The sequence below is a fragment of the Streptomyces sp. NPDC101490 genome (genome assembly GCF_044767145.1).
Lineage (GTDB): Bacteria > Actinomycetota > Actinomycetes > Streptomycetales > Streptomycetaceae > Streptomyces.
Genome location: NZ_JBIWNI010000016.1, coordinates 121304 through 146755, shown reverse-complemented (window position 1 = coordinate 146755; position 25452 = coordinate 121304). Strand labels below are relative to the sequence as shown.

The window sequence follows — 25452 nt, the reverse complement described above, 5'->3', positions numbered from 1 at the left end:
TTTCCCCCCGCCCCCGCCCGGACGGGCGCCTCCGCCCCCCCATTTTTTGGTTTTGGCGTTGGTATCCCGGGGGGGGGGGGGGCCCCCCCCCCCCCCCCCCCCCCCCCCCCCCCCCCACACACACAAACGCCACGCACCACGCACCACACACAAAAAGCTCCCCTCCCGAAGAAGGGCCCGCAATCATGAACACCGCGTCCACGGCGGCCACCGCCACCCGCGCCGTCGCGATCTCCGCGCTCGGACTGCGCAAGTCGTACGGCGAGAAGGTGGTGCTGGACGGCATCGACCTGCGGATTCCCGAGGGCACGGTCTTCGCCCTCCTCGGCCCCAACGGGGCGGGCAAGACCACCACGGTGGAGATCCTCTCCACCCTCACGACCGCCGACGCGGGCGAGATCCGCGTCGGCGGCCACGACCTGGCCACCGACCCCGGCGCGGTACGCCGGAGGATCGGTGTCACCGGGCAGTTCGCGGCCGTCGACGGGCTGCTCACCGCCGAGGAGAACCTGCTCCTCATGGCCGATCTGCACCACCTCGGCCGCGCCGAGGGCAGGCGGCGGGCGGCGGAACTCCTGGAGCGGTTCGAGCTGACCGAGGCGGCCCGCAAGGGCGTCACCGCGCTCTCCGGCGGGATGCGCCGCAAGCTCGACCTGGCGATGACCCTGGTCGGCAGGCCCCGGATCATCTTCCTCGACGAGCCGACCACCGGTCTCGACCCGCGCAGCCGCCGGGTCATGTGGGAGCTGATCCGCGGCCTGGTCACCGAGCAGGGCGTGACCGTCTTCCTCACCACGCAGTACCTGGAGGAGGCCGACCGGCTCGCCGACCACATCGCGGTCCTCGACCACGGCGGGATCGTCGCCCAGGGCACCGCCGAGGAGCTGAAGCGGCTGATCCCCGGCGGTCACGTCCGCCTCCGGTTCGCCGACGAGGCCCAGTTCACCGCCGCCGCCGGGATCTTCGGCATCGCCACCCGCGACGACGAGTCGCTGACCCTCCAGGTCCCCGGGGACGGGTCGGTCGCCGGACTCCGCGCCGTCCTGGACGTCCTCGACTCCACCGGCGTCGAGGCCGAGTCGCTCACCGTGCACACGCCCGACCTCGACGACGTCTTCCTCACCCTCACGGGCCGCCCCCGGCCCACCGCCACCACCGTCCCCGCCGCTTCGAAGGAGTCGCACCGATGAGCACCATCCCCCCGGAGCGGACCGCCGCCCGCTCGTACGCCCTGCGCGACTCGATGACGATGCTGCGCCGCAATCTGACGCACATGCGGCGCTATCCGTCGATGACGGTCTCGATCGTCGTGATGCCGCTCCTGATGCTGCTCCTGTTCGTGTACGTCTTCGGCGGCGCGATCGGCGGCGGCATCGCGGCGGGCGGCGGACGCGACGACTACATCGCCTACGTGGTGCCCGGCATCATCGTGATGGCCGCGACCTCGGGGGCCGTGGCGACGGCCGTGTCCGTCTGCACCGACATGACCGAGGGCATCGTGCAGCGCTTCCGTACGATGTCGATCTCCCGGGGCTCGATCCTCACGGGCCATGTCGTCGGCAGCGTCATCCAGGTCGCGGTGGTCCTGGTCCTGGTCTCCGCGGTGTCGCTGCTGATCGGCTTCCGCCCGTCCGCGTCGCCCGTCGAGTGGGTGGCGGCCCTCGGTCTGCTGCTCTTCCTGGCCTTCGGCATGGCCTGGATCTCCGCCGCCATGGGCATGGGCGCCAAGACCGTCGAGTCCGCGAGCAACGGCCCGCTCCCGCTGACCTTCCTGCCCTTCCTCGGCAGCGCGGTCGTCACCCCGGACTCCATGCCGACGGCCCTGCGCTGGTTCGCCGAGTACCAGCCCTTCACTCCGATCAACGAGACCGTGCGCGGGCTGCTCCTCGGCACGGAGATCGGCTCCGACGGCTGGCTCGCCCTGGCCTGGTGCACCGCGCTCGCCCTGACCGGCTACTTCTGGTCCCGCGCCGCCTTCCGCCGGGGGACCACCCGCTGAGGTCCCGCGCCCGAACGGCCGCCCCGTCCGACGATCCGTCGGGCGGGGCCGCACGGCGTCGCCGTCACTTCGTCCAGTACGACGCCAGGGCACCCTCCTTGTAGGGGGCGGGGCTCACGCTCAGCTCACCGGAGAAGGGGCGGTCGAGGACGACGACCAGCAGGACGCTGAAGCCGATGAGCGCGGCGACCGAGGCCACGAAGAGGATCTGCACGCGCAGCCGCCGCATCCCGTAGAGGAAGGTGAGCGGGATCAGGACGAGCGCGCCGCCGACCACCAGGATCTGGAGCAGCGGGGGGAGTTCCTGCTCGGCCATCGTCAGCCGGGAACGGCGCTGGCCCGCGACGTCGTTGAGGCGGCCGACGGCCTCCTCGTAGAAGACCCGCTCGCGGGTGGTCCTGGGCTCGTACGCCTGGAGGACGTCGAAGACGTTCTGGAGCTGTTCCGCGGTGGCGCCGTAGCTGGGCCGGCCGGCCCGCATCCGGGGCCACTGGTCGTCGACGACGGAGCGGACGTAGCCGCCGAGGGCCTCGTCGACGTCCGCCTCGACCGGGGGCGGGAAGACGGCGGCGTCGCGGGCGATGAGGGCGATGTCGGTCGCCTCGGTGGCCACGATGGTCTGGGTGCTCTCCAGTTGGGTCCACAGGGTCACGATGACGAAGGCGAGGATGATCCCGTAGATCGCGCCGAACATCCCGAGCGTCACGCCGACCATGTCGTTGTGTTCGCCGTCGGCCAGCGACGGGTGTCTGCGGCGGGCGAGCACGCTGCCGAGGACGGCGACGGAGACGGTCCCGCCGACGATGACCACGGCCAGGGTGACGGTGCTGAAGTGATTGAGCAGCCAGAGCGACATGAGCCGCGAGTCTAGGTATCCGCCGGTGTCCACCGGTCGCCCTCCGGCCCGTCGGACAGCGCTTCCACCGGGGGCCGTACGTCCGCACGAGCCGTGTGCGCGCCGGGCTCACGCGCCCCCGGCGCGCGGAAACCCGGAGGCCACGATGTCACCCGATCGGGTAGGGGAAGGGCGCGGGGTGCGGCTGGCGGACCCCCCGTTCGGCCCCTCTTGCCCGACCAGGTATCTTGCATGACATGGAACCAGGTGACGCCACCAAGCAGGCCCGCGCGGCCGCCCAGCTCCGCAAGGGGGTCCTGGAGTACTGCGTGCTCGCCCTGATGCGGGACCGGCCCCGCTACGGCGTGGAACTCCTCCACGCCCTGGAGGAGTCCGGTGCGCTGGCCACCAGTCAGGGCACGGTGTATCCGCTGCTCTCCCGGCTCCGGCGCGACGACCTGGTGACCACCACCTGGCAGGAGTCCGACTCCGGACCGCCCCGTCGCTACTACGCGCTCACCGGCACCGGCCGGGCCGCGCTCGACGAGTTCAGCCGCGTCTGGCCCGGCTTCCGCGACGCCGTCGACGCCTTCCTCACCACCCCCCAGCACTCCCCCGGAGCCCCCTCGTGAAGACCTCTGCCGATCCCGTACGCGACTACCTCTCCGCCGTCGAGCGCGAGACCTCCACGCTCCCCGCCGACCGGCGCCAGGAACTCCTCGCCGACCTCGCCGAACACATCGAGGTGTCCCGGGCCGAACGCCCCGACGCCCCGGTCGGCGAGGTCCTGGCCGGTCTCGGCGACCCCCGGACGATCGCGGCGACGGCGCTGGCCGAGGCGGGCGCCACGTCCGCCTGGGTCCCTGCCACCCCTGCTCCGGCCCCGGGCCCCGCCGGAGCGCCCGCACGGCGGGGCAGGGTGCACCCGCTGGTCCCGGTCCTGATGCTCGCGCTCGTGCTGCCTTTCTCGGTGATCTTCCCCAGCGGCAGCGGAGAGGGGTCGACGGTCGGCGGGGTGCTCCGCATCACCGGCGCGATACTCCTGTGCACCTCGGTGCACTGGACCGCCGTACAGAAGATCATCGGCGTCCTGCTGTCCGCAGCCCTGCCGATCATGGCCGTCGGCCTGTGGAACCTGGGCGTGGACGGCGCGGGGATCCGCGAACCGGACCTCCTGCCCAATCTGGTGCTGTCCGTCCTGCTGATCGGCCCGTCCGTCTGGCTGTGGCGGGTCCGCCGCGCCTGAGAGCCGGGGCCGCCGCTCCGAACCACGTCCACACCGGGGGCGTCGCACCGCGCCGGACGACCCCGGGGAGAGGGAAGGCTGAGGCGAAGTCCTCGGCCGCAAAGGCCGGAAGGCCCGGGAAAGGGCACGGAGGGGGCGAGGAGAGGGGCCCGGAAGGGGCGAGGAGGGGGGGCTTCACTTCTCCCGCCACTACCAAGCTATAGCGCACCGGGGGGCTTGCGGCAAGGCCCTCGTCGTACCGCAGAATCGCCCCTCCCGGCACTGCCGGAGCCTGTCCTCGAACACGGGAGATTCACACGGTGCATGTCTTTTCCCCGGTGGAAGCGGTGGAACCGAGGGAGCCAGGGGAGCCAGGGGAGCCAGGCGAATCGGGGGAAGCCTCGGTCACCTCCGGCGCCACCAGTGCGTTCGGCCTTCCCGCACGGCTCTCCGCCAAGGCCGACCCGGCCCTGACCGGCCGCGACGAGCGGCATTTCGCGGCCGTGTCGGCCGGCCTCCGGCAGACGGTCGAGGAGCTGGCCGAACGGCTGGCCGCCGCGCGCCGGGCACCCGGCGGAGCCGGCCGCGAGGCCATGGAGCGGGACGCCGAGATCCACCGGCTGACCGCCCGGCTGCGCACCCTGCGCCGCTTCGGTCTGGATCTGTGCCTCGGGCACATCGTCTCCGCCGACGACCCGGAACCCGTCTACATCGGGCGCCTCGGGCTCACCGACGGCACCGGGCGGCGGCTGCTCCTCGACTGGCGCTCACCCGCCGCCGAACCGTTCTTCGCCGCGACCCACGCCCGCCCGATGGGCCTGGTGAGCCGTCGGCGGTACCGCTGGACCGGCGGTCGGATCGGGGACTACTGGGACGAGGTGTTCACCGCCGAGGGCCTGGAGGGTCATGCGGCGCTCGACGACCAGTCCGCGTTCATCGCAAGCCTGGGCGGCAGCCGGTCGGCCCGGATGAGGGACGTCCTCGGTACCGTCCAGGCCGATCAGGACGCCGCGATCCGGGCGGGCTCCCGGGGCACGCTCGTCGTCGATGGCGGCCCGGGCACGGGCAAGACGGTCGTCGCCCTGCACCGCGCGGCCCACCTCCTGTACGCGGACCCCGGGCTCGGGCGGCGCCGGGGCGGCGTGCTGTTCGTGGGACCCCACCAGCCCTATCTGTCGTACGTCTCCGACGTCCTGCCCAGTCTGGGCGAGGAGGGCGTGCGGACCTGCACGGTGCGGGACCTCGTGGCCGAGGGGGCGCGGGCGGTCCCCGAGTCCGACCCGGAGGCGGCGCGCCTGAAGTCGTCCGCCGCCATGGTGGGGGCGATCGAGACGGCCGTGCGGTTCTACGAGGAACCGCCCGCCCACGGTCTGACCGTCACGACGGACTGGGCGGACCTGCGGCTGACCGCCGACGACTGGGCGCAGGCGTTCGACGCACCGGAGCCCGGTACTCCGCACAACGAGGCACGGGACCAGATCTGGACGGAGCTGGCCACGATCCTGCTGGCCGGGCTGGACGCCGACATCCCCTTCGAGCCGTTCCTGCGCTCGCTGCGGCAGGACGAGGAGCTGGCCGGGGCGCTGCACGGGGCGTGGCCGCTGCTCGACGCCGCCGACCTCGTCGGGGACCTGTGGTCGGTGCCCGCCTATCTGCGCACGTGTGCCCCGTGGCTCGGCCGGGACGAGGTGCGGCGGCTCCAGCGGACGGACGCCCGGGCGTGGACGGTGTCCGACCTGCCGCTCCTGGACGCGGCCCGGCAGCGGCTCGGCGACCCGGAGGCCGCCGTACGGCTCCGCAGGCGGGGGGCGGTCCTGGCGGCCGAGCGGGCCCGGATGGCCGAGGTCGTCGACAACGTGCTCGCGGCCGACGACGACGGCGAGGGCGCGGTGACGATGCTGCGCGGACAGGACCTGATGGACGGTCTGGTGGACGAATCCGTGGTGTCCGCGCCCGAACCGGACGCGCTGGCCGGTCCTTTCGCGCACGTCGTGGTCGACGAGGCGCAGGAGCTGACGGACGCGGAGTGGCGGATGCTGCTGTCGCGCTGTCCGTCCCGCAGCTTCACCGTGGTCGGCGACCGGGCCCAGAGCCGGCGGGGCTTCACCGAGTCATGGCGGGAGCGGCTGGGACGGGTGGGGCTCGACCGGGTCACGGTGGCATCCCTGGGCATCAACTACCGGACGCCGGAGGAGGTCATGGCGGAGGCCGAGCCGGTCATCAGGGCCGTGCTCCCGGACGCCAACGTGCCGACGTCGGTGCGTTCCTCCGGCATCCCGGTGACGCACGGCGCGGCCCGGGACCGGGACGCGGTCCTCGGGGCGTGGCTCGCGGAACACGCGGACGGGGTGGCGTGCGTCATCGGCGACCCGACGTTCCGCGAGGTGCCGCGCGTCCGCTCGCTGACCCCGTCGCTGGCGAAGGGCCTGGAGTTCGACCTGGTCGTCCTGGTCGACCCGGAGCTGTTCGGCGAGGGGGTCGAGGGGGCGGTGGACCGGTACGTGGCGATGACCAGGGCGACGCGCCGCCTGGTCGTGCTGCGGAGCGCGCGGGACACGGACGCCTGACGCCGTGGGGCGAACCGGGCCGGTCCGTGGGCGCGCCACGCCGGTTCCTGCGATGAGATGACGTATCGATAGGTTTCATGACTCACGCATACGAGCCCGCACCCCCGCCCGTTCCCCGTGACGCGGTCGTTCCCCCTGGGGAGTGCCCCGAGGTCGCGTCGCTGGTCACACCGTATCTGCGGATCATCCGCACCGTACTGCCCCCGGTGGAGGCGGAACGGTTCTTCGTCCGGGCGCTCGCCGCGTACGAGGAGGAACGGCGGCGGGCGGGCGGGCTCCAACTGGGTTTCAGCGCGTACCTCTGGGACGGCCTCGGGGGCACCTGGGGCGGTTCGCTGGCGCAGACCTCGGCGTGGGAGGCGATGCAGGCGATCCGCCATGTCGTCCGCAAGGCTCCCGGTGCGGACCTCGCCGCCTACCTGCGCCTCGGCCTGCTGCTGAGCCGCGAGGCACAGGTACCGGTGGGCGCCTGACACCGCCTCGGTACGGAGCGCGCCTCGCGGGTACGGGGACACGGGGGCGGGGCGCCGTCCGGGCCCACCGTTCGACGGGGGCCGGGGCCGGTGGCGCCGCCCCGGCGGGGTCGGGCGCCACTGCCCCGGACGGTCCGGGGCGGGAGCGTACGGTCCGGGGTCAGATCAGGGGGCAGATCAGGGGGCAGATCAAGGGCCCGGTTGCAGGGCCCGGACGCAGGGCCAGGAGCAGGCCGAGACCAGGCCAGGGACATGCCTCCCGCACCTTCCCCCGCCGTTCCCGGGGCCCTCCGCCCCGGGTCGGCCTCCCCGGGCTCTCACCGCCCCGGGTCCCGCTCGCCCGTGTCAGACCTCCGGGCCGCTGCTCCAGGGGTCCGGGCCCGGGTCGTGGCCCTCGGCCAGGGAGGCGAGCCGGTCGACGTGGTGCTGCCAGCTCTCGGCCTGCGCCTCGCACGCCTCCGTGGTGGGCAGCCCGCTGTGGACCAGCCGGAGCAGGGTGCCGCCGGGGATGGGCGCGAGGGTGATCTCGACCGTGCTGCCGCCGGGCGGCACGGGCACGGGGCCGGACTCCCAGCCCCAGCTGAAGACCATCCGCCGGGGCGGCTCGACCACCGTGAAGCGGCCGGAGGCGACGGCGCCGCCGGGGACCCGGACCCGGTAGGAACCGCCGGGGGCGATCGAGAACACACCGTCCTCCCCCAGCCAGGACAGCCACTTCTCGCGGTCGGTGAGGAACGCGAACACCGTGTCGGGAGGTGCGTCGATCCGCCGTTCCAGGGTGACGGTGTCCATGGGGGTCGGGGGTGTCGTCATCGGGACCTCTCGCTCCTGCCGCACGGGCCCCTCGGCCGAGCCTCTCACCTCCGCGCGCCGCCCGCCGCCCCGCCCCGCCGCCACCCACCCCCGTACGCTCGCGTGCCCGCCACCGCCGCGCACACCGCCGCGTCGCGGTCCGCACACCCGCTACGCGCGCGTGCCCCGGTACGTGCCCGGTCGCACCGGCGTACGTGCCGGTCCGCATCCGCGCGCCCCTGGTCGATCCTCCAGGACCGGCCCACGCCCGGGGCCGGTCTTCCGGAGTCCGCACCAGTCGTCCGGCCCGCCCCCGCCGGGCTTCACTGGTCCGGGTCGGAGCTGAACGGGTCGGGAGGCGGGTCGGTACATGGATCTGAACACGGTGGCGGACATCCGGGACGCGCGGCTGCGCGAACCCTGGCGTCCGGGGGACGCCTGGCTCGGCGGCGGAACGTACCTCTTCTCGGAGCCCCAGCCCCAGCTGCGCAGACTGGTCGACCTGAGCCGTACCGGCTGGGAGCCGCTGACCCACGGCGACGACGGGTCCCTGGAGATCGCGGCGACCTGCACGGTCGCCCGGCTGTCCCGGTTCGGACGCGCCTGGGACGCCCCCGCGGCGCCGCTGTTCGAGCAGTGCTGCCGGGCCTTCCTCGCCTCGTTCAAGATCTGGAACATGGCGACGGTCGGCGGGAACCTGTGCAACGCCCTGCCCGCCGGGCCGCTGATCTCGCTGACCGCCGCCCTCGACGGGGAGTGCCTGCTGCGGGCCCAGGACGGCTCGCTGCGCCGGGTGCAGGTGGTGGACTTCGTCACCGGAGCCGGGCGCAAGGACCTCGCCGAGGGCGAACTGCTGCGCTCGGTCACCTTGCCCGCGCGGGCGCTCGGCTGCCGGACCGCCTTCCGCCAGGCCTCGCTGTACGGCCTCGGGCGGTCGGCGGCGCTGGTGATCGGCACGCTCGATCCGGTGGACGGTTCGCCCCCGGTGACGGTCAGCGCGGCGACCGTACGCCCGTTCCGGTTCTGGTTCCCGCTGCCGCCGGACGCCGACCGGCTCCGGCGGGCGATCGGGGCGGCCGTACGCGACGAGGACTGGTTCGACGACATCCACGGACTGCCCGCGTGGCGCCGCCACATGGCGCTGCGCCTCGCCGAGGAGGTCCGCCGCGAGCTGGTCCGCGACCACGGGGAAGGTGCCCGGTGAGCTTCGGACTGCGCGTGAACGACCGGCACTTCGACGAGACCCCGCGCGCCGGGCAGTGCCTGCGCACCTACCTCCGCGAGCGCGGCTGGTTCGGCGTCAAGAAGGGCTGCGACGCGGGCGACTGCGGGGCCTGCACCGTCCATGTCGACGGCGAGCCGGTCCACAGCTGTCTCTACCCGGCGGTCCTGGCCGACGGCCGGGCCGTCACCACCGTGGAGGGTCTCGCCGCGCCGGACGGCGAACTCCACCCCGTTCAGCGCCGGTTCCTCGACGCGCAGGGCTACCAGTGCGGGTTCTGCACGGCCGGGTTCCTGATGACGACGGCGGCCCTGGAGGCCGAGCGGGGCACCGCGCACGACGACGGCAAGCTGGACGACCTGCCCCGCGCCTTCAAGGGGAACATCTGCCGCTGCACCGGCTACCGGGCCGTCGAGGACGCCGTCCGGGGCGTCCGGCACACCGAACTCCCCTGCGCGGGACAGGCGGTGGGCCGGAACGTCGGCGCGCCCGCCGGTCCCGAGGTCGTCACCGGCCGGGCCCGGTACACCTTCGACGTGGAGGTGCCCGGCCTGCTCCACATGAAGCTGCTGCGCTCGCCGCACCCGCACGCCCGGATCACCGCGATCGACACGGCGGCGGCGCTGCGGGTCCCCGGGGTGGTCGCCGTGTTCACCCATGAGGACGCCCCGGCGACGCTGTACTCCAGCGCCCGTCACGAGCACCCGGGCGAGGACCCCGACGACACCCGGGTCCTGGACGACGTCGTCCGGTACGTGGGCCAGCGGGTCGCGGCCGTCGTCGCCGACAGTGAGGGGGCCGCCGAGGAGGGCTGCCGCCGGATCGAGGTGACGTACGAGGAACTCCCCCACGTCACCGACCCGGAGGAGGCGATGCGGCCGGGGGCGCCCGCACTGCACGGCGACAAGGGCCCGGAGGCGCGGATCGCCCGTGCCGGGGCGAACGTGGCGGGCGAGGTGCACGGCGAGATCGGGGACGTCGAGCGGGGCTTCGCGGAGGCGGACGTCGTCGTCGAGGACACCTTCAGGACCCAGCGGGTGCAGCACGCCAGTCTGGAGACCCACGGCTGCGTCGCGTACTTCGAGCCGAAGGAGGACGGCACGGGCGAGCGGCTGACCGTACGGTCCTCGACGCAGACGCCGTTCCTGACCCGGCGTGCGCTGTGCGCGCTGTACGGCCTGCCGGAGGACGGGGTGCGGGTGGTCGCGGGGCGCGTCGGCGGCGGTTTCGGCGGCAAGCAGGAGATGCTCACCGAGGACGTCGTCGCGCTGGCCGCGCTGAGGCTGCGGCGGCCGGTGAAACTGGAGTACACCCGGGCCGAGCAGTTCTTCGGGGCGACCACCCGGCACCCCTTCACCATCGGCATCAAGGTCGGCGCCCGCGCGGACGGCACCCTGACCGCCGTGCGGATGCGGGTCGTGTCGAACACCGGGGCGTACGGCAACCACGGCCCGGCCGTCATGTTCCACAGCGTCGGCGAGTCCTTCGCCGTCTACCGCGCCCCGCACAAGAAGGTCGACGCCTGGTCGGTCTACACGAACGCCGTCCCCGCCGGGGCGTTCCGGGGGTACGGGCTCGGCCAGGTCACCTTCGCCGTCGAGTCCGTCATGGACGAGCTGGCCCACCGCCTCGGCATGGACCCGCTGGTCCTCCGCGAGAGGAACGTCATCGGCCCCGGCGACGCGATGCACAGCCCGATCGGCGAGGAGGAGGACCTGCACATCGCCTCGTACGGGCTCGACCAGTGCCTCTCGGTGGTACGGGAGGCGCTCGCCGGGGACCGCAGCGCCGAGGAGGCGCCCGAGGGCTGGCTGGTCGGGCAGGGCACGGCGCTCGCGATGATCGCCACCGGCCCGCCCGGCGGCCACTACGCCGACGCCCGGGTCTCGCTCCGCTCCGACGGCACGTACGACGTGGCCGTCGGCACCGCCGAGTTCGGCAACGGCACCACCACCGTCCACCAGCAGATCACGGCGGGAGCCCTGGCCACCACCGGGGACCGGGTGACGATCCGGCAGTCCGACACGGACGTCGTCCGCCACGACACCGGCGCCTTCGGCTCGGCGGGCACGGTCGTCGCGGGCAAGGCGGTCCTCCTCGCCGCGACCTCGCTCGCGGAGCGGCTGCGGACCCTCGCCGCCCGGCACACGGGCGTCGCCCGGCACCTCTGCGTCCTCGGCGCGGAGTCGGTCGACTGCGGGGGCCGTACGGTCGCCCTGAAGGAGCTGTACGAGGCGGGGCACGCGCTCGGGGCGGCGGAGGAGCTGGCGGCGGACGGGCACTGGGGCGGCTCGCCCCGGTCGGTGGCGTTCAACGCGCAGTGGTTCCGGGTCGCCGTCGACCCGGACACCGGGGAGGTCCGCGTCCTGCGCAGCGTGCACGCCGCCGACGCGGGCAAGGTGATGAACCCCATGCAGTGCCGGGGGCAGGTCGAGGGCGGGGTCGCCCAGGCGCTCGGCGCGACCCTCTTCGAGAACGTGCGGCTCGACGAGCGGGGCGAGGTCACCACCGCCGCCTTCCGCCGCTACCGGCTCCCCCAGTACGCGGACGTGCCCCGGACCGAGGTCCACTTCACGGAGACGGCCGACGCGATCGGCCCGCTGGGCGCGAAGTCGATGAGCGAGAGCCCCTTCAACCCGGTCGCGCCCGCCTACGCGAACGCGCTCCGCGACGCGACCGGCATCCGCTTCACGGAACTCCCCCTCACCCGGGACCGGGTCTGGCTGGCCCTCGCCGCACAGCGCGAGGACGGGCGGCACGGGAACGGACCGCGGCGGGACGGACAGCACGAGGGCGGGTGAACCGAGGGTGGGTGAACCGAGGGCGGGCGGCCGGTCGGGGGACGGCCCGGAGGATGCCGGGCGAGTTCTCGGAGGAAGCTCTCAATCACGGGCCGACCGAGGGCATAAGGCTGGCAGATGCGGTTCCCCGCCCCGGCGGCCGGGTATCACTGGGCGCAGTCGCCGCACCGCCCGTCCGAAAGGGAAACCGATGAGCCGACCCGTCGTCTCCGTCTCCCCCGCGCGGACCGCCCGCGCCCGCGCGTTCACGCTGTCGGGGGAGGTCGCGCGGCCCGCCCTGCTGACCGTCGCGGACCTCCGCGAGGGCTGGGAGCGGCACCGGGCGGAGGTCGTGTTCGACTGCGCCACCAGCGGGCCCCGGCGGCACGTCTTCGAGGGGCCGCTGCTGCGCGAGGTGGTGGCACGGGCACAGCCCGGCTTCGACCCCGCCCGCCGCAAGGAACGCGCGCGCTTCCTGCTCGTGGTGAAAGGCGGCGACGGGCACGGGACCGTGCTGTCGTGGGCCGAGATCGACACCGACTTCGGCGCCGCGCCCGTCCTCCTGGCGACCCGTATGGACGACGAGGACCTGGACGCGGCGGGACCGCAGCTGGTGGTGCCCTCCGACCGGTGCGGCGCCCGGTACGTCAGTGCCGTCACCGGCGTCTGGGTGGGTGCCTTCCCGGACCCCGTGCCGTCCTGAGCGGGCGCCGGTTCAGCCGCCGTACTGGGCGAGCTGGATGAGGTTGCCGCAGGTGTCGTCGAGGATCGCGACCGTCACCGGGCCCGCCTCCACCGGCTCGCGGGTGAACCGCACCCCGAGTCCGCGCAGGCGCTCGTACTCGGCGCGGACGTCGTCCACGGCGAAGGAGGTGAGCGGGATGCCCGCGGCGACGAGCGCCTCCCGGTACGCGCGGGCGGCGGGCACGGCGGCGTCCGGCTCCAGGACCAGCTCGACGCCGTCCGGGGCGTCCGGCGAGACCACCGTCAGCCAGCGGTACCCGCCGAGGGGGACCTCGGTCTTCTTCAGGAAGCCCAGCACCTCGGTATAGAAGCGCAGGGCCTTCTCCTGGTCGTCGACGAGCAGGCTCGCCAGATTGATCCTCATGGGGTGCTCTCCGATGGGTGCCGGGGGTGTGCGGGGCGGGTGTGACGTCCCCAGCATCTCCCGTCGCGGTGCCCGGCGGCGCGCGGCCGGTGTACTGCGGGCGGGGGACGGCGGCGGGCGGGACGCGCCGGGGTCCCGCCGGACCGGGCGTCCGCGGGCGCGCGTAGCGTGAGGTCCGTCGGCTCCGCCCCTCACCACTGGAGATCCGCCCGTGTCCAGCGCCGCCCCGCCCCGTACCGCCGTCGTCGAGTCCCTGATGGAACGCTTCCCCGGCGTCCCGCCCGAGGCGGTGTTCAAGGAGGACCTGCTGCGCGGCGGGCTCGCCTTCGACCCGTCGGCGCTGAGCGGGAACGAGGGCGGCGAGGTCAAGCCGAAGTCGTACTTCATCTTCTCCTTCGACCACCGCACGCTGCCGGAGCTCGGGGAGGCGGCGCTGAACCGGCCGCCGGAGGAGATCGTGCTGACCGGCGGTCCGTACGGGCTGCGCCGCACGGTGGTGTCGGTACGGGTCAACCCCTCGTCGCCGTACCGGGTGGCGCCGGACGCCGACGGGGCGCTCGCGCTGTTCCTCGACGGGACGCGGATCGCGGACGTCGGTCTGCCGCCGATGCCGGAGTACTACCGGCACCCGCTGTCGAACGGGAAGTCCGTGATGGAGGTCGCACCCACGATCCAGTGGGGTTATCTGATCTACCTGACGGTTTTCCGGGTCTGTCAGTACTTCGGCGCCAAGGAGGAGTGCCAGTACTGCGACATCAACCACAACTGGCGCCAGCACAAGGCGGCGGGCCGCCCGTACACCGGGGTGAAGCCGGTCGACGAGGTGCTGGAGGCGCTGGAGATCATCGACCGGCACGACACCGCACGGACCTCGACGGCGTACACGCTCACGGGCGGCGCGGTCACCTCCCGCGTCGGCGGGAAGGACGAGGCCGACTTCTACGGGCAGTACGCGCGCGCGATCGAGGAGCGCTTCCCCGGCCGCTGGATCGGCAAGGTCGTGGCCCAGGCCCTGCCGAAGGCCGATGTCCAGCGGTTCCACGACTACGGCATCCGGATCTACCACCCGAACTACGAGGTGTGGGACCGGCGGCTGTTCGAGCTGTACTGCCCCGGCAAGGAGCGTTACATCGGCCGGGACGAGTGGCACCGGCGCATCCTGGACTCGGCGGAGGTGTTCGGGCCGCGCAACGTCATCCCGAACTTCGTCGCGGGCGTCGAGATGGCCCGCCCCTCCGGCTTCCTGACCGTGGACGAGGCCATCGCCTCCACCCGGGAGGGCCTGCGGTTCTTCATGTCGCGCGGGATCACGCCCCGGTTCACCACCTGGTGCCCCAAGCCGACGACCCCGCTGGGCAGGGACAACCCGGACGGCGCCCCGCTGGAGTACCACCTGCGGCTCCTGGAGGCGTACACGGCGACCCTCGACGAGTACGGGCTGACCGCACCGCCCGGCTACGGCCCCTCGGGCCCGGGGCGCGCGGTGTTCTCCGTCAGTTCGTTCATGGACGCGTTGCCGGCCGCGCCGGGCGAGTGACCCGGGCGGGGTGGGTCCGCCCGTGCGGTCCCGGGACCGGACGGCCCCGGGACCGTGATTCAGGTGCGCGGTTCAGGTGCGCAGTTCCCTCGCCTCGAAGCGGCCGTCACCGAGGACGAGCACGAACGTGACCTGCTGCCCCTCGGAGAGCGAGCGGTCCCCGCCCTCGATGTCCTCGGCGCGGAAGTAGACCTGCTCCCCCGACCCCACGGGGATGACGAATCCGTATCCGCCGGCGCGGTTGAAGGAATGCACGAACCCCTTGCTCCTGCCTGCCACGGCGACCTCCCGTTCCCGTGTCCGTGTTTGTTCTCGTACGCGTCTCCTAGGAGATGTACCCCGCCGGGGCGGCGTTCGCCCGTCGGGGAGGCGGGGCCCCGGGCGGGACGGGGGCAGGTCCGGGGCGAGTCCGGGACAGCCCCGGGTCGGACCCGGGGGCAGCTCAGGGTCAGGGTGAGGCCAGGGCCGGACGCGGGTCGGCCCGGGGGCGGGTCTCCGGGTCAGGTCCCGGGGCAGGGCCTCCGGGTCAGGTCCGGGGGCGGGGTCTCCGGATCAGGTCCGGGTCCAGACCGTGCCCCGGGCCTCGTACTCCAGCATGGCCTCCAGACCGTTCGCCGCGTCCGGGCCCAGTTCGCGCCGGACCAGCCAGAGGGCCAGTTCCAGACCGGAGGTGACACCGCCCGCGGTCACCAGGTCGCCGTCGTCCACCACCCGCGCGCTCTTCAGTACCCCGCCCTGCCGCTCCAGATCGGGCCGCGCCTTGTGGTGGGTGGTGCAGGGGCGGCCACGGGTGAGCCCGGCGGCGGAGAGGAGCATCACTCCGGTGCACAGGGCGCCGACGGTCAGCCCCGGCCGGACGGCCGCCGCGAGGGCTCGGGGCAGGACGCCCCGGCCGATCTCCGCCCACACCCCGGGGTCCTCGCGGCGGCCGTATCCGCCGCCCGGCACGACGAGCAGATCGGCCCGGTGCGGGGCCCAGGGGTGTTCGACGCGGACCTTCGTGCCGTAGGCGGCGGTGACGGTGCCGGGGCCGTCCACGGAGACGTAACGGACCTCGACCGGGCGTCCGGCGAAGAACCCGGCGGCGGAGAGCACCTCGTAGGGGGCGGCGAAGTCGAGTTCCTCGACGCCGTCGAAGAGGACGAGGTGCACCCGGAAGGGCCGCCGCGCGGCGGACCCGGCCGGTCCCGCGGCGGCCGTGGCACCGGTCGCGGTGCTCGCCGCGGCGGTGGTCGTGACACCCGCGAGGGCGCCACCGGCACCGAGGGCGGTGGTCGTGCGGAGCAGATGACGGCGGTTCATGGTTCTCCCCGGGAAGACGGTCGGTCCCGATGTCTCGGTCACGTCCAGGCAGTCGGGCGCGCCCGGCCGATGGTTCCCGCCGCCCGCCGCGCCGCCGGTGCCGAGGAGGACGCGGAGCCGCCGAGCCGGGGGCGGGGCCACCTGCCCGTATCCGGTGACCGACCGCCCGTTCCCCGGCCGCGTCCCGCCGGGCCGGAGTGACGCCGGGCCCGCGTCGGGCGCCTCCCGTGAGCGGTTCCGGTCGTGGAGGAGCGCCCGGGAGGGAGAGGAGTGCCCGGGAGGGAGGGGTGCGGTGCCGTCGGCGACGGCCGCACGGGGCAAATCGTCATCTAATATTCGAGACGGTTCGGGGTCGCGGCCCCGGAACCGAGTACGGCGACCGCGGTGAGGTCCCGCCTGTAGCTGGGAGGGCCCGTCCCTCCGGTGCGGGGCCCAGGGCCCCGGTACGGACCCGGCCCCGGGCTCCATGACACTGATCACGAGTCCCCCGGGAATCAGGCGACCCCGGGTGCGCGTCTCATCGGGGCGGGCCGATCAGCTCGCCCGCCCGCGAACAGGAACCATCAGGAGAAGTGAGGTATGCCGGTGATCTGCGTCGGTGGGATGATCGGGATCGGCAAGACGAGTGTGGCCGAGATGCTCGCCAAGGAACTCGGCAGCCAGGTCTTCTACGAGAGCGTGGAAGACAATCCGATCCTCCCGCTCTTCTACACGGCGAGCCCCGAGGAGATCCAGGCGAAGCGGTACCCGTTCCTGCTCCAGCTCTACTTCCTGCAGACGCGCTTCGCCTCGATCAAGGAGGCGTACCGGCAGGGCGACAACGTCCTCGACCGGTCGATCTACGAGGACTGGTACTTCGCCAAGGTCAATCACGACCTCGGCCGGATCAGCTCCCTGGAGATGCGGGTGTACGAGGGCCTGCTCGACGAGATGATGCGCGAGATCGACGGCCTGCCCTACCGCAAGGCGCCCGACCTCATGGTCTACCTCAAGGCGGACTTCGAGACGGTGATGTACCGCATCGGGCTGCGGGGCCGTGACTTCGAGCAGGACGAGAGTCTCGTCGAGTACTACCGGACGCTGTGGTCCGGCTACGACGACTGGGTGCACGAGCACTACTCGGCCAGCGAGGTCCTCGTCGTGGACATGAACCGCACGGACGTGGTGAACGACCCCGAGGACGCGTCCCGTGTGGTGCGGGAGGTCAGGGACGCACTGGCGCGCGGTCGACGGGCCTGAACCACGGCGATGGGCGCGCCCGCCCACGGGTGAACGGCGCGCCGCGCAGCCCCGTGGGCCGGGAGACGTCCGTGGTGCCGGGCCCGTGCCCGATCAGCCGGGGCGTCCGTCGCCGGTGACCTCCCGGGACCGGTGGACCGGTCCCGGGAGGTCCCTCCGTGCGGAAGCCGTCATACGGGCGGGCCCGAGGCGGGCGAGCCCCCTCAGCCCTCCAGCAGCTCCCGGTACCACGGCAGGTGCGCGGCGACGCCCTGGCGGAAGGGTGGGCCGGGGGTGCAGCCGAGGTCCTGCCAGGGGCGGCTGTCGGCGAACCAGTGGTCGTGGGCGAGCATGTCCAGGTGGTGTCCGGCACGGGGGACCCCGGCGAGCAGGACGCGGGCCTCGGCGACGTCGACCGCCGGTCGCCGGGGCAGGTCCGTTCCCCGGACGAGCAGCTCTTCGGCCGCCGCGATCAGGTCGGCGACCGGCACCGGTTCGGGATGGCCGACGTAGTACGGGCCCGGGGCGGTCGCGGGCGAGAGCGCCGCGCCGAGCAGGACTTCCGCGAGCGCGTCCACGCCGATCAGCGAGTGCAGCGACGTACCGCAGTCGAGCGGTCCCGGCAGCGCCGCGAGGAGCCGGACCAGCGCGGGTACCACCTGCCGGTCGCCGGGACCGTACACGAGGTGCGGACGGAGCACGGTCCCTCCGGCGGCCCGTACGTGCCGGTCCCCCGCCGCCCGGGTGCGGCTGGTCACCGAGGCGGGGGCGAGCGGCAGGCTGCCGGGGGCGGCGGCCCGGAAGGGGCCCCGGCCGTGCACGGAGGCCGTGCCGAGGGAGACGATCCGGCCGACCCCGGCGCGTACGGCCGCGTCGACGAGGGCGCGGGTGCCCTCGTCGTTGACGGCGCGGGACTGCTCCTCGTCGGCGCCGATCGCCGAGGCGCAGTGGATGAGGACGTCGACCCCCTCGACCGCGCGGCGCAGCGCGCAGGGGTCGCGGAGGTCGCCCGTCACGGTCTCGGTCTTCGGGCGGCCGGGGCGCCGCGCGGTCGGGGGTGCGGCGGACGGGCGGCGGACGAGGAGGCGGACGGAGGCGGGTTCGGGGTGCGCCGCCGCCTTCGCCGCGACCCGGCCGCCGATGAATCCGGTGGCGCCGGTGATGAGGATGTGTGGGCCCATGGTTCCGGTGCGGATCAGCCCGCCGACCGGTGGGCGGGGCCCGCTCCGGCCACCGCCGGTTCCCGGGACGGGGCGGTGAACAGGGAGCGGAAGACGGGGTGCCCGTCCTGGAGGCCGACGACCCGGACGGTGGTGCGGGCGGTGTCGGCGCCGGGCACGGTCTCGGCCTCGATCCAGCAGGGGCTGTCGAGTTCGGCGTACCGGAGGAAGGAGACGTCCATGACGGTGGGCAGATGGCCGGGGTCGCCGTGGGTGAGCGTCGCCGCCTGCCGGGCGGCTTCGAGCAGGAGCATTCCGGGGACGTGGTCGTTGGGGCGGCGGAAGAGGGTGGTGTGGCCGGTGTTGACCCGCAGCCGCCACTGGCCGGGGCGGGTGCCGGGGCCCAGGACCACGTCCTCGGGGACCTTGCGGCCGACCGGTTCCGGTGCCACCGCCGGGATCAGCGGGACCGGTCGGCCGAGCGCGGCCATCCGGTCGCCCCTGATCCTGCGGTACGCGAGGGCGGTGGTGCAGCTGCTGCGCGCGCTGCCCGTGCCGAGGAACCGGTCGCCCCGGGTGAGGACGGCGGTGGTGCGCAGGTCGCGGAGGCGTCCGCCCCGGCTGCTGAGGTCGGAGCAGACCACGTCGACGGTGATGTCCGAGGGGAGGCCGTCGACGGCGAGCGCCTCGGGGTCGACGTCGTAGCCGAGGCTCCACATGACGAACTGGTCGTCCACGGGTACCCCGAGTTCGGCGTGAGCTATCAGCATGGCGGTCTGGCGTATCGTCTCGGCCACCAGGAGGGGGTCGTGCCGGTCCCCCGCCACCGGAGAGAAGAAGGGATGTGAGGCGGGCCAGCGCGCGGAGACGGAGAACCGGTTCTCCTTCAGCCGCGTCCATCCCGTGGGGATGATGTCCGCCGGATCCGCCCGGTGGACGAACTCCTCGGGGACATGCGTCGTCGCTCCTCGACGGTTCCGATCCATGGGTCCCTCCCGCGTCCCCGCGCCCCCTGAGCGGTGGATCCGCCCGGATTAGAGTACGTACAGCGCGGTTTTCTTTTCAACGCTCCACGTCCCACGGTGAGCACAGACAGCGAGACAGCAGGAGGCGCCTTGGCGCAGCAAGCGCGTGCGATCCGCACCCGGCGGATGATCCTCGAGTCGGCCGCGACGGTCTTCGCGGAGCGCGGCTACGAGCGCACGACCATCGGCGAGATCCTGATGCGCGCCGGGGTGACCAAAGGAGCCCTGTACTTCCACTTCGCCTCCAAGGAGGACCTCGCGCTGGGTGTGCTCGACGCCCAGATGCTGGACGTGCCCCTCACTCCGCAGGAGGTCAAGCTCCAGGAGCTGGCCGACCAGGCGTTCCTGCTGACGCATCGGCTCCAGCATGACGCGCTGGTGCGGGCGAGCGTCGCCCTGGCCCTGGACAGCGGCGCCATCAGCGTCGACCGCGCCGCGCCCTTCCAGGTGTGGGTCGACCAGGTGTCGGAGATCCTGATGGTGTCGAAGGCGCGGGGCGAGCTGCTGCCCCATGTGAGCGTGACGGACACGGCGGAGCTGTTCTCCGGCGCCTTCGCCGGGGTCCAGACGATGTCCCAGATCATGTGCGACCGCGCCGACCTGGCCCATCGGGTGGGCGTCCTGCTCCAGCATCTCGTACCCAGCATCTGCACCCCGGCCCTGCTGACCCGGCTCGACCTGACGGAGAACCGGGCCAGGCAGCTGGCCATCGAGTACGACACGAGCCGCCGCCGCCGGGACGAGGCCCTCGCGGACACCCACAGCTGAGAACCGGCCGAACGGTTCGACGGGCCGGTCCACCGGCCGTACGGAGCGCCCCGACGCGGAAAGCGTCGGGGCGCTCTGGCGTCATGGCACTGAGTGTGTTTTGCTGAGGGTACTCAGTGCCACAAGCGTCTAGGGGAGCTCCACATCATGGGCAAGGACTTCGACCTGTACCGGCCTTCCGAGGAGCACGACATGCTCCGGGAGTCGGTCCGTGCTCTGGCGGAGGCGAAGATCGCCCCGTTCGCGGCGGCGGTGGACGAGGAGGGCCGGTTCCCGCGGGAGGCGCTGGACGCGCTGGTCGCCGCCGACCTGCACGCGGTCCACGTCCCGGAGGAGTACGGCGGCGCGGGGGCCGACGCGCTGGCCACGGTCATCGTGATCGAGGAGGTCGCCCGGGTGTGCGGGGCGTCCTCGCTGATCCCTGCGGTCAACAAGCTGGGCTCGCTCCCGGTGATCCTGTCCGGCTCGCAGGAGCTGAAGGCGAAGTACCTCGCCCCGCTGGCCAGGGGCGAGGCGATGTTCTCCTACGCCCTGTCGGAGCCCGACGCGGGCTCGGACGCCGCCGGGATGCGGACCCGCGCGGTCCGCGACGGCGACTTCTGGGTCCTGGACGGCGTCAAGCGGTGGATCACCAACGCGGGCGAGTCGGAGTACTACACGGTGATGGCCGTCACCGACCCCGAGAAGCGCTCGAAGGGCATCAGCGCCTTCGTGGTGGAGAAGAGCGACGAGGGCGTGTCCTTCGGCGCCCCGGAGAAGAAGCTCGGCATCAAGGGCTCCCCGACCCGCGAGGTCTACCTCGACCGGGTCCGCATCCCCGCCGACCGCATGATCGGCGCCGAGGGCACCGGCTTCGCCACCGCCATGAAGACCCTCGACCACACCCGCGTCACCATCGCCGCCCAGGCCGTCGGCATCGCCCAGGGCGCCCTCGACTACGCCAAGGGCTACGTCACCGAGCGCAAGCAGTTCGGCAAGCCCATCGCCGACTTCCAGGGCGTGCAGTTCATGCTCGCCGACATGGCCATGAAGCTCGAAGCCGCCCGCCAGCTCACCTACGCCGCCGCCGCCAGGTCGGAACGCGTCTCCGCCGGAAGCCAGAAGGAAGCCCTCACCTTCTTCGGCGCCGCCGCCAAGTGCTTCGCCTCCGACACCGCCATGGAGGTCACCATCGACGCCGTCCAGCTCCTGGGCGGCTACGGCTACACCCGCGACTACCCCGTCGAGCGCATGATGCGCGACGCCAAGATCACCCAGATCTACGAAGGCACCAACCAGATCCAGCGCATCGTCATGGCCCGCAACCTGCCGTGACCCGCCCAGGGCGGGTCACGAAAGCCCCGCCTGCCTGGCGATGCCTGGCACACACGCTCGACGACCAGCCCGTCGAATGACGACCAGCCCGTTGAAAGGAGACAGACCGTGACCCTGAAGATCGCCGTCTGTGTGAAGTACGTCCCCGACGCGACCGGCGAGCGCGGTTTCGCCGACGACCTGACGACCGACCGCGAGGCCGTCGACGGTCTGCTCTCCGAACTGGACGAGTACGCGGTCGAGCAGGCGCTGCGGATCGCGGAGGAGGCCGACGAGGCCGAGGTCACCGTCGTCACCGTCGGTCCGGACGACGCCAAGGACGCGCTGCGCAAGGCGCTGTCGATGGGCGCCGACAAGGCCGTCCACGTCAACGACGAGTCCATCCACGGCTCGGACGTGATCGCCACCTCCGCGATCCTCGCCAAGGCGCTGGAGAGGACCGGCTTCGACCTGGTCGTCTGCGGCATGGCCTCGACCGACGGTTCCATGGGCGTACTGCCCGCGCTGCTCGCCGAGCGCCTGGGCGTCCCGCAGGCCACGCTGCTCTCGGAGCTGTCCGTGGCGGACGGCGTGGTGAAGGGCCGCCGGGACGGCGACGCCGCCACCGAGCACCTGGAGGCCCCGCTGCCGGCCGTCGTCTCGGTCACCGACCAGTCGGGCGAGGCCCGTTACCCCTCCTTCAAGGGGATCATGGCCGCCAAGAAGAAGCCGGTCGAGGAACTCGACCTGGACGACCTGGACATCGACGCCGACGAGGTGGGCCTGGCCGGGTCCTGGACCCTGGTCGACGCGGTGGCCGCGCGACCCGCCCGCACCCAGGGCACGATCGTCACCGACGAGGGCGACGGCGGCAAGCGGCTCGCCGCGTTCCTCGCCACCCAGAAGTTCATCTGACCTGCCATCAGCTGATCCGCTGCCAGCCGCACACCCGAACAGGAGCGATGAACCATGGCTGAGATCCTGGTCCTCGTGGACCACGCCGACGGTGCGGTCCGCAAGCCGGCCCTCGAACTGCTGACCCTGGCCCGCCGCATCGGCGAGCCCTCCGCGGTCGTCCTCGGCGCGGGCGGGGCCGCCGCCTCGATCGCCGCCACCGCGGGCGAGTACGGCGCGGCGACCGTGTACGTCGCGGACGGCGCCGAGTTCTCCGATCTCTCGGTGGTGCCGCAGGTGGACGCGCTCACCCAACTGGCCAAGGAGAAGGGGGCGGCGGCCGTCCTGGTGACCTCGTCCGGCGAGGGCAAGGAGATCGCGGCCCGGGTCGCCCTCCGCCTCGGCTCAGGTCTGATCACGGACGCCGTGGAGCTGGAGGCGGGCGAGAACGGCCCGGTCGCCACGCAGTCCGTCTTCGCCGCCTCGTACCAGGTGCGTTCGACGGTCTCGCACGGCGTGCCGGTCATCACCGTCAAGCCGAACTCCGCCGCCCCCGAGGCCGCTCCGGCCGCGGGCGCGGTCGAGGACGTCACCGTCGCCTTCACCGGCAACGCGGCGAAGGTCGTCTCGCGCACCGCGCGCGTGTCGACCGGCCGTCCGGAGCTGACCGAGTCCCCGATCGTGGTCTCGGGCGGTCGTGGAGTGGGCGCCGCGGAGGGCTTCGCGGTCGTCGAGAAGCTGGCCGACTCGCTCGGCGCGGCCGTGGGCGCCTCGCGCGCCGCCGTGGACGCGGGCTGGTACCCGCACTCCCACCAGGTCGGGCAGACGGGCAAGCAGGTCTCGCCGCAGCTGTACGTCGCGGCGGGCATCTCCGGCGCGATCCAGCACCGGGCGGGCATGCAGACGTCGAAGACGATCGTCGCGGTCAACAAGGACCCCGAGGCCCCGATCTTCGATCTGGTGGACTACGGCGTGGTCGGCGACCTCTTCGAGGTGCTGCCGCAGCTGACGGACGAGATCGGCACCCGCTGACCTCGGACGGTACGGAAGAGGGGGGTGGTGGCACTCTGTGCCACCACCCCCCTCTCCTCGTCGGCTCAGTACCAGGTGTCGAGCGGCACGTCCTCGCAGAGCCGTACGACGGGGCGGCGGCCGGTCACGCCGACCCCGGAGGCGACCTTCACCCGGACCCCGGGGCGTACCGCGTGCAGCGGTCCCTCCACCCGGCAGCGGACCGTGAAACCCTCCGCCATGTAGACCGGCCAGAGATCGGCATCGGCGGCGGAGACCCCGCGCCGTACGGAGATCACGCCCTCCCCCTCGCTGAGTTCGGGGTTCAGCTCCGTCGACCCGCAGGTCGGACAGAGCAGGCGCTGGAACGTCGTGGTGCGGCACCAGCGGCAGCGCTGGAAGTGGAGCTCGGTCCCGGCGGCCGACTCCTCGTCGGGCCGTACGGCGGTCCCGCTCCTCAGTCCCGTGTGGAACACGATGCCTTCTCCTCGCACTCGGCGGCTCGACCGTGCATGGAGAAAAGATATGGCACTGAGTGCCATCAAATAAAGACCTGAGTTCCCTCAATCCGAGATACCGCGAACCCTGTCGGGCTCTGCCGACCACGCTGCCGGGGCCTGCCGGACCACGCCGGACCTCTCAGCTCTCGCCGAGGCTCGACTCCACCTCGCGCACCACGCGCCACATCGGGGTGGACCGCTTGGTGATCACCACCACCACGTCCTCGGCCTCCTCCCCGGGCGCCTCGGGGACGGCGTCCGGGCTCCAGGTCGCACGGACGAACTCCAGGGCCCGGTCCATCTCCGCAAGCGCGTCGCCCTCGCCGCCGGAGCGCAGCCAGCGCCGCAGGGCGTGGTTGTGGGCGGCGACCACAGCCGCCGCGGCGACGTTGGCGCGCAGGGTGCCGTCCTTGCGGTCGGCCCAGCGGGTCCTGAGGTGGTCGCCGAGGGTCTTCTCGTACCGCCAGACGACGGAGAGTTCGTAGGTGCGCAGTCCGGCCACCTCGCGGGTGAGCCGGTACCGCTGGACGGAGAAGGTGGGGTTCTCGGCGTACATCCGCAGGACGAGCCGGGCGGCGTCGCAGACGCGGACCATGGGGTCGTCGGAGTCGGCACTCGCCGCGAGGAAGCGGGTCATGTCGTCGAGGCACTGTTCGTGGTCGGGGAAGACCACGTCCTCCTTCGACGGGAAGTACCGGAAGAAGGACCTCCGGCCGACGCCCGCGAGGGTGACGATGTCGTCGACCGTGGTCTGTTCGTAGCCCCGCTCCAGGAAGAGCTGGAAGGCCGCCGCGATGAGGGAGTCCCGCATCGCGGGCTTCGCGGAGTTCGTCGGCGTCGTACCCATGGCCCGAACCTAACACCCGCCCACCCCCGGTGCGGCACTAGGTGCCGGGCAGATCCGGCACCGAGTGCAGCATCGGGGGTACGGAGGTCAGCGGGCGCTCATCCGCAGCGCGCCGTCCATCCGGATCGTCTCGCCGTTGAGGTAGTCGTGTTCGGCGACCATCGTGACGAGCCGCGCGTACTCCTCCGGGCGGGCGAGGCGCTGCGGGAAGGTGACGCTCGCGGCCAGACCGGCCCGGACGTCCTCGCTGAACCCGGCCATCATCGGGGTGTCCACGATGCCGGGGGCGATCGTGACGACCCGGATGCCGTACTGCGCGAGATCACGGGCGGCGGTGACGGTCATGCCCGCGACGCCCGCCTTGGAGGCGGCGTAGGCGATCTGGCCGACCTGGCCCTCGAAGGCGGCGATCGAGGCGGTGTTGACGACGAGGCCGCGCTGCCCGTGCTCGTCGGGTTCGTGCCGGGCGATGGCCTCGGCGGCGAGCCGCATCACGTTGAAGGTGCCGAGCAGGTTGATGTCGAGGACCGTACGGAAGAGGGCGAGGTCGTGCGGGCCCTTGCGGCCCAGGACGCGGGCGGACGGGGCGATGCCCGCGCAGTTGACGGCGAGCCGCAGTTCCGCGCCGTCGGCGTCGATCGCGGCGAGGGCCGCGCGGACCTGGTCCTCGTCGGTGACGTCGGCGGCGAGCAGCCGTACGCCGTCGGGCAGCGGTCCCGCGGCGGCCACGGCCTTGTCGAGGTCGATCCCGTACACGGTGGCGCCCCGGGCGGCGAGCGCGGCGGCGGTGGCCGCGCCGAGACCGGAGGCGGCGCCGGTGACGAGAGCCGCTGTGCCGGCGATGTCCATGGAACTCCTCGTTCGTGTCGTGCGGGAGCGGCCCTGCCGCCGGGGTG

Annotated in this window: 25 protein-coding genes; 15 read left to right on the top strand and 10 right to left on the bottom strand. The window is 73.1% G+C overall.

What is annotated here, in order from left to right; genetic code table 11:
• Window positions 1-185: 185 nt before the first annotated feature.
• The gene (locus tag ACIRQY_RS25485) at window positions 186-1190 is read left to right on the top strand and encodes an ATP-binding cassette domain-containing protein (RefSeq protein WP_403929613.1); all 1005 of its coding nucleotides are present in this window, start codon (window positions 186-188) and stop codon (window positions 1188-1190) included.
• On the top strand, window positions 1187-1999 hold the full coding sequence (locus ACIRQY_RS25480) for an ABC transporter permease (protein ID WP_403929610.1): 813 nt from the start codon (window positions 1187-1189) through the stop codon (window positions 1997-1999). The genes ACIRQY_RS25485 and ACIRQY_RS25480 overlap by 4 nt, the downstream gene beginning before the upstream one ends.
• A 64-nt stretch (window positions 2000-2063) precedes the next feature.
• On the opposite strand, the gene ACIRQY_RS25475 is transcribed toward ACIRQY_RS25480, so the two are convergent.
• On the bottom strand, window positions 2064-2855 hold the full coding sequence (locus tag ACIRQY_RS25475) for a DUF4239 domain-containing protein (RefSeq protein WP_403929607.1): 792 nt from the start codon (window positions 2853-2855) through the stop codon (window positions 2064-2066).
• Window positions 2856-3091: 236 nt separating this feature from the next.
• On the opposite strand from ACIRQY_RS25475, the gene ACIRQY_RS25470 reads away from it, so the two are divergent.
• The 4 genes from ACIRQY_RS25470 (at window position 3092) to ACIRQY_RS25455 (ending at window position 7099) form a co-directional block, all read left to right on the top strand.
• On the top strand, window positions 3092-3466 hold the full coding sequence (locus tag ACIRQY_RS25470; RefSeq protein ID WP_403929604.1) for a PadR family transcriptional regulator: 375 nt from the start codon (window positions 3092-3094) through the stop codon (window positions 3464-3466).
• A complete protein-coding gene (locus tag ACIRQY_RS25465) occupies window positions 3463-4080 on the top strand; it encodes an HAAS signaling domain-containing protein (protein WP_403929601.1) in 618 nt (205 codons plus the stop codon). Before ACIRQY_RS25470 ends, ACIRQY_RS25465 begins: the two co-directional genes overlap by 4 nt.
• A 326-nt stretch (window positions 4081-4406) precedes the next feature.
• A complete protein-coding gene (gene helR, locus ACIRQY_RS25460; protein WP_403929681.1) occupies window positions 4407-6626 on the top strand; it encodes an RNA polymerase recycling motor ATPase HelR in 2220 nt (739 codons plus the stop codon).
• 77 nt (window positions 6627-6703) lie between these two features.
• Window positions 6704-7099 carry a hypothetical protein gene (locus tag ACIRQY_RS25455; RefSeq protein ID WP_351794501.1) on the top strand — a complete coding sequence of 132 codons (396 nt, stop codon included), beginning with the start codon at window positions 6704-6706 and terminating at the stop codon, window positions 7097-7099.
• Between the two features lie 345 nt (window positions 7100-7444).
• On the opposite strand, the gene ACIRQY_RS25450 is transcribed toward ACIRQY_RS25455, so the two are convergent.
• Window positions 7445-7912, bottom strand: a complete 468-nt coding sequence (locus ACIRQY_RS25450; protein WP_403929598.1) for an SRPBCC domain-containing protein — start codon at window positions 7910-7912, stop codon at window positions 7445-7447.
• A gap of 349 nt (window positions 7913-8261) precedes the next feature.
• Between ACIRQY_RS25450 and ACIRQY_RS25445 the strand changes: the two genes are divergently transcribed.
• The 3 genes from ACIRQY_RS25445 (at window position 8262) to ACIRQY_RS25435 (ending at window position 12596) form a co-directional block, all read left to right on the top strand.
• Window positions 8262-9095 carry an FAD binding domain-containing protein gene (locus ACIRQY_RS25445; protein WP_403929594.1) on the top strand — a complete coding sequence of 278 codons (834 nt, stop codon included), beginning with the start codon at window positions 8262-8264 and terminating at the stop codon, window positions 9093-9095.
• Complete coding sequence (locus ACIRQY_RS25440) at window positions 9092-11914, top strand: molybdopterin-dependent oxidoreductase (protein WP_403929591.1); 2823 nt, start codon at window positions 9092-9094, stop codon at window positions 11912-11914. The genes ACIRQY_RS25445 and ACIRQY_RS25440 overlap by 4 nt, the downstream gene beginning before the upstream one ends.
• Window positions 11915-12104: 190 nt before the next feature.
• Window positions 12105-12596 carry a molybdopterin-dependent oxidoreductase gene (locus tag ACIRQY_RS25435; protein ID WP_403929588.1) on the top strand — a complete coding sequence of 164 codons (492 nt, stop codon included), beginning with the start codon at window positions 12105-12107 and terminating at the stop codon, window positions 12594-12596.
• Between the two features lie 12 nt (window positions 12597-12608).
• Here the strand turns inward: ACIRQY_RS25435 and ACIRQY_RS25430 are convergent, their stop codons facing one another.
• Complete coding sequence (locus ACIRQY_RS25430) at window positions 12609-13001, bottom strand: VOC family protein (protein WP_351794514.1); 393 nt, start codon at window positions 12999-13001, stop codon at window positions 12609-12611.
• A gap of 256 nt (window positions 13002-13257) precedes the next feature.
• Here ACIRQY_RS25430 and ACIRQY_RS25425 point away from each other — a divergent pair, with 256 nt between their 5' ends.
• Window positions 13258-14538 carry a radical SAM protein gene (locus ACIRQY_RS25425; protein WP_403929678.1) on the top strand — a complete coding sequence of 427 codons (1281 nt, stop codon included), beginning with the start codon at window positions 13258-13260 and terminating at the stop codon, window positions 14536-14538.
• Between the two features lie 72 nt (window positions 14539-14610).
• On the opposite strand, the gene ACIRQY_RS25420 is transcribed toward ACIRQY_RS25425, so the two are convergent.
• Entirely contained in the window at window positions 14611-14817 is a 207-nt protein-coding gene (locus ACIRQY_RS25420) for a cold-shock protein (RefSeq protein ID WP_384856868.1), read from the bottom strand.
• Between the two features lie 273 nt (window positions 14818-15090).
• Window positions 15091-15840, bottom strand: a complete 750-nt coding sequence (locus ACIRQY_RS25415) for a DJ-1/PfpI family protein (RefSeq protein ID WP_403929585.1) — start codon at window positions 15838-15840, stop codon at window positions 15091-15093.
• A gap of 579 nt (window positions 15841-16419) precedes the next feature.
• Between ACIRQY_RS25415 and ACIRQY_RS25410 the strand changes: the two genes are divergently transcribed.
• Window positions 16420-17079, top strand: a complete 660-nt coding sequence (locus ACIRQY_RS25410) for a deoxynucleoside kinase (protein ID WP_351794532.1) — start codon at window positions 16420-16422, stop codon at window positions 17077-17079.
• Window positions 17080-17282: 203 nt separating this feature from the next.
• Here ACIRQY_RS25410 and ACIRQY_RS25405 read toward each other — a convergent pair whose 3' ends face one another.
• Window positions 17283-18239 carry an NAD-dependent epimerase/dehydratase family protein gene (locus tag ACIRQY_RS25405; RefSeq protein ID WP_403929580.1) on the bottom strand — a complete coding sequence of 319 codons (957 nt, stop codon included), beginning with the start codon at window positions 18237-18239 and terminating at the stop codon, window positions 17283-17285.
• Window positions 18240-18253: 14 nt separating this feature from the next.
• Window positions 18254-19204 carry a ScbA/BarX family gamma-butyrolactone biosynthesis protein gene (locus tag ACIRQY_RS25400; RefSeq protein ID WP_403929577.1) on the bottom strand — a complete coding sequence of 317 codons (951 nt, stop codon included), beginning with the start codon at window positions 19202-19204 and terminating at the stop codon, window positions 18254-18256.
• 129 nt (window positions 19205-19333) lie between these two features.
• On the opposite strand from ACIRQY_RS25400, the gene ACIRQY_RS25395 reads away from it, so the two are divergent.
• The 4 genes from ACIRQY_RS25395 (at window position 19334) to ACIRQY_RS25380 (ending at window position 23230) form a co-directional block, all read left to right on the top strand.
• Window positions 19334-20011 (top strand): ScbR family autoregulator-binding transcription factor, encoded by a 678-nt coding sequence (locus tag ACIRQY_RS25395; RefSeq protein ID WP_403929575.1) that lies wholly within the window; start codon window positions 19334-19336, stop codon window positions 20009-20011.
• A gap of 147 nt (window positions 20012-20158) precedes the next feature.
• Window positions 20159-21325 carry an acyl-CoA dehydrogenase family protein gene (locus ACIRQY_RS25390; RefSeq protein WP_403929572.1) on the top strand — a complete coding sequence of 389 codons (1167 nt, stop codon included), beginning with the start codon at window positions 20159-20161 and terminating at the stop codon, window positions 21323-21325.
• Window positions 21326-21433: 108 nt separating this feature from the next.
• Window positions 21434-22219 (top strand): electron transfer flavoprotein subunit beta/FixA family protein, encoded by a 786-nt coding sequence (locus ACIRQY_RS25385; protein WP_351794545.1) that lies wholly within the window; start codon window positions 21434-21436, stop codon window positions 22217-22219.
• Window positions 22220-22273: 54 nt separating this feature from the next.
• Entirely contained in the window at window positions 22274-23230 is a 957-nt protein-coding gene (locus ACIRQY_RS25380; RefSeq protein ID WP_403929568.1) for an electron transfer flavoprotein subunit alpha/FixB family protein, read from the top strand.
• A gap of 65 nt (window positions 23231-23295) precedes the next feature.
• Here ACIRQY_RS25380 and ACIRQY_RS25375 read toward each other — a convergent pair whose 3' ends face one another.
• The 3 genes from ACIRQY_RS25375 to ACIRQY_RS25365 all read right to left on the bottom strand — a co-directional run bounded on the left by ACIRQY_RS25375 (window position 23296) and on the right by ACIRQY_RS25365 (window position 25405).
• A complete protein-coding gene (locus ACIRQY_RS25375; protein WP_403929566.1) occupies window positions 23296-23685 on the bottom strand; it encodes a zinc ribbon domain-containing protein in 390 nt (129 codons plus the stop codon).
• A 163-nt stretch (window positions 23686-23848) separates the two neighbouring features.
• Window positions 23849-24556: a TetR family transcriptional regulator gene (locus tag ACIRQY_RS25370; protein WP_403929563.1), complete on the bottom strand. Its 708-nt coding sequence runs from the start codon at window positions 24554-24556 to the stop codon at window positions 23849-23851.
• An 87-nt stretch (window positions 24557-24643) separates the two neighbouring features.
• Window positions 24644-25405, bottom strand: a complete 762-nt coding sequence (locus tag ACIRQY_RS25365) for an SDR family NAD(P)-dependent oxidoreductase (RefSeq protein WP_351794555.1) — start codon at window positions 25403-25405, stop codon at window positions 24644-24646.
• Window positions 25406-25452: the final 47 nt, after the last annotated feature.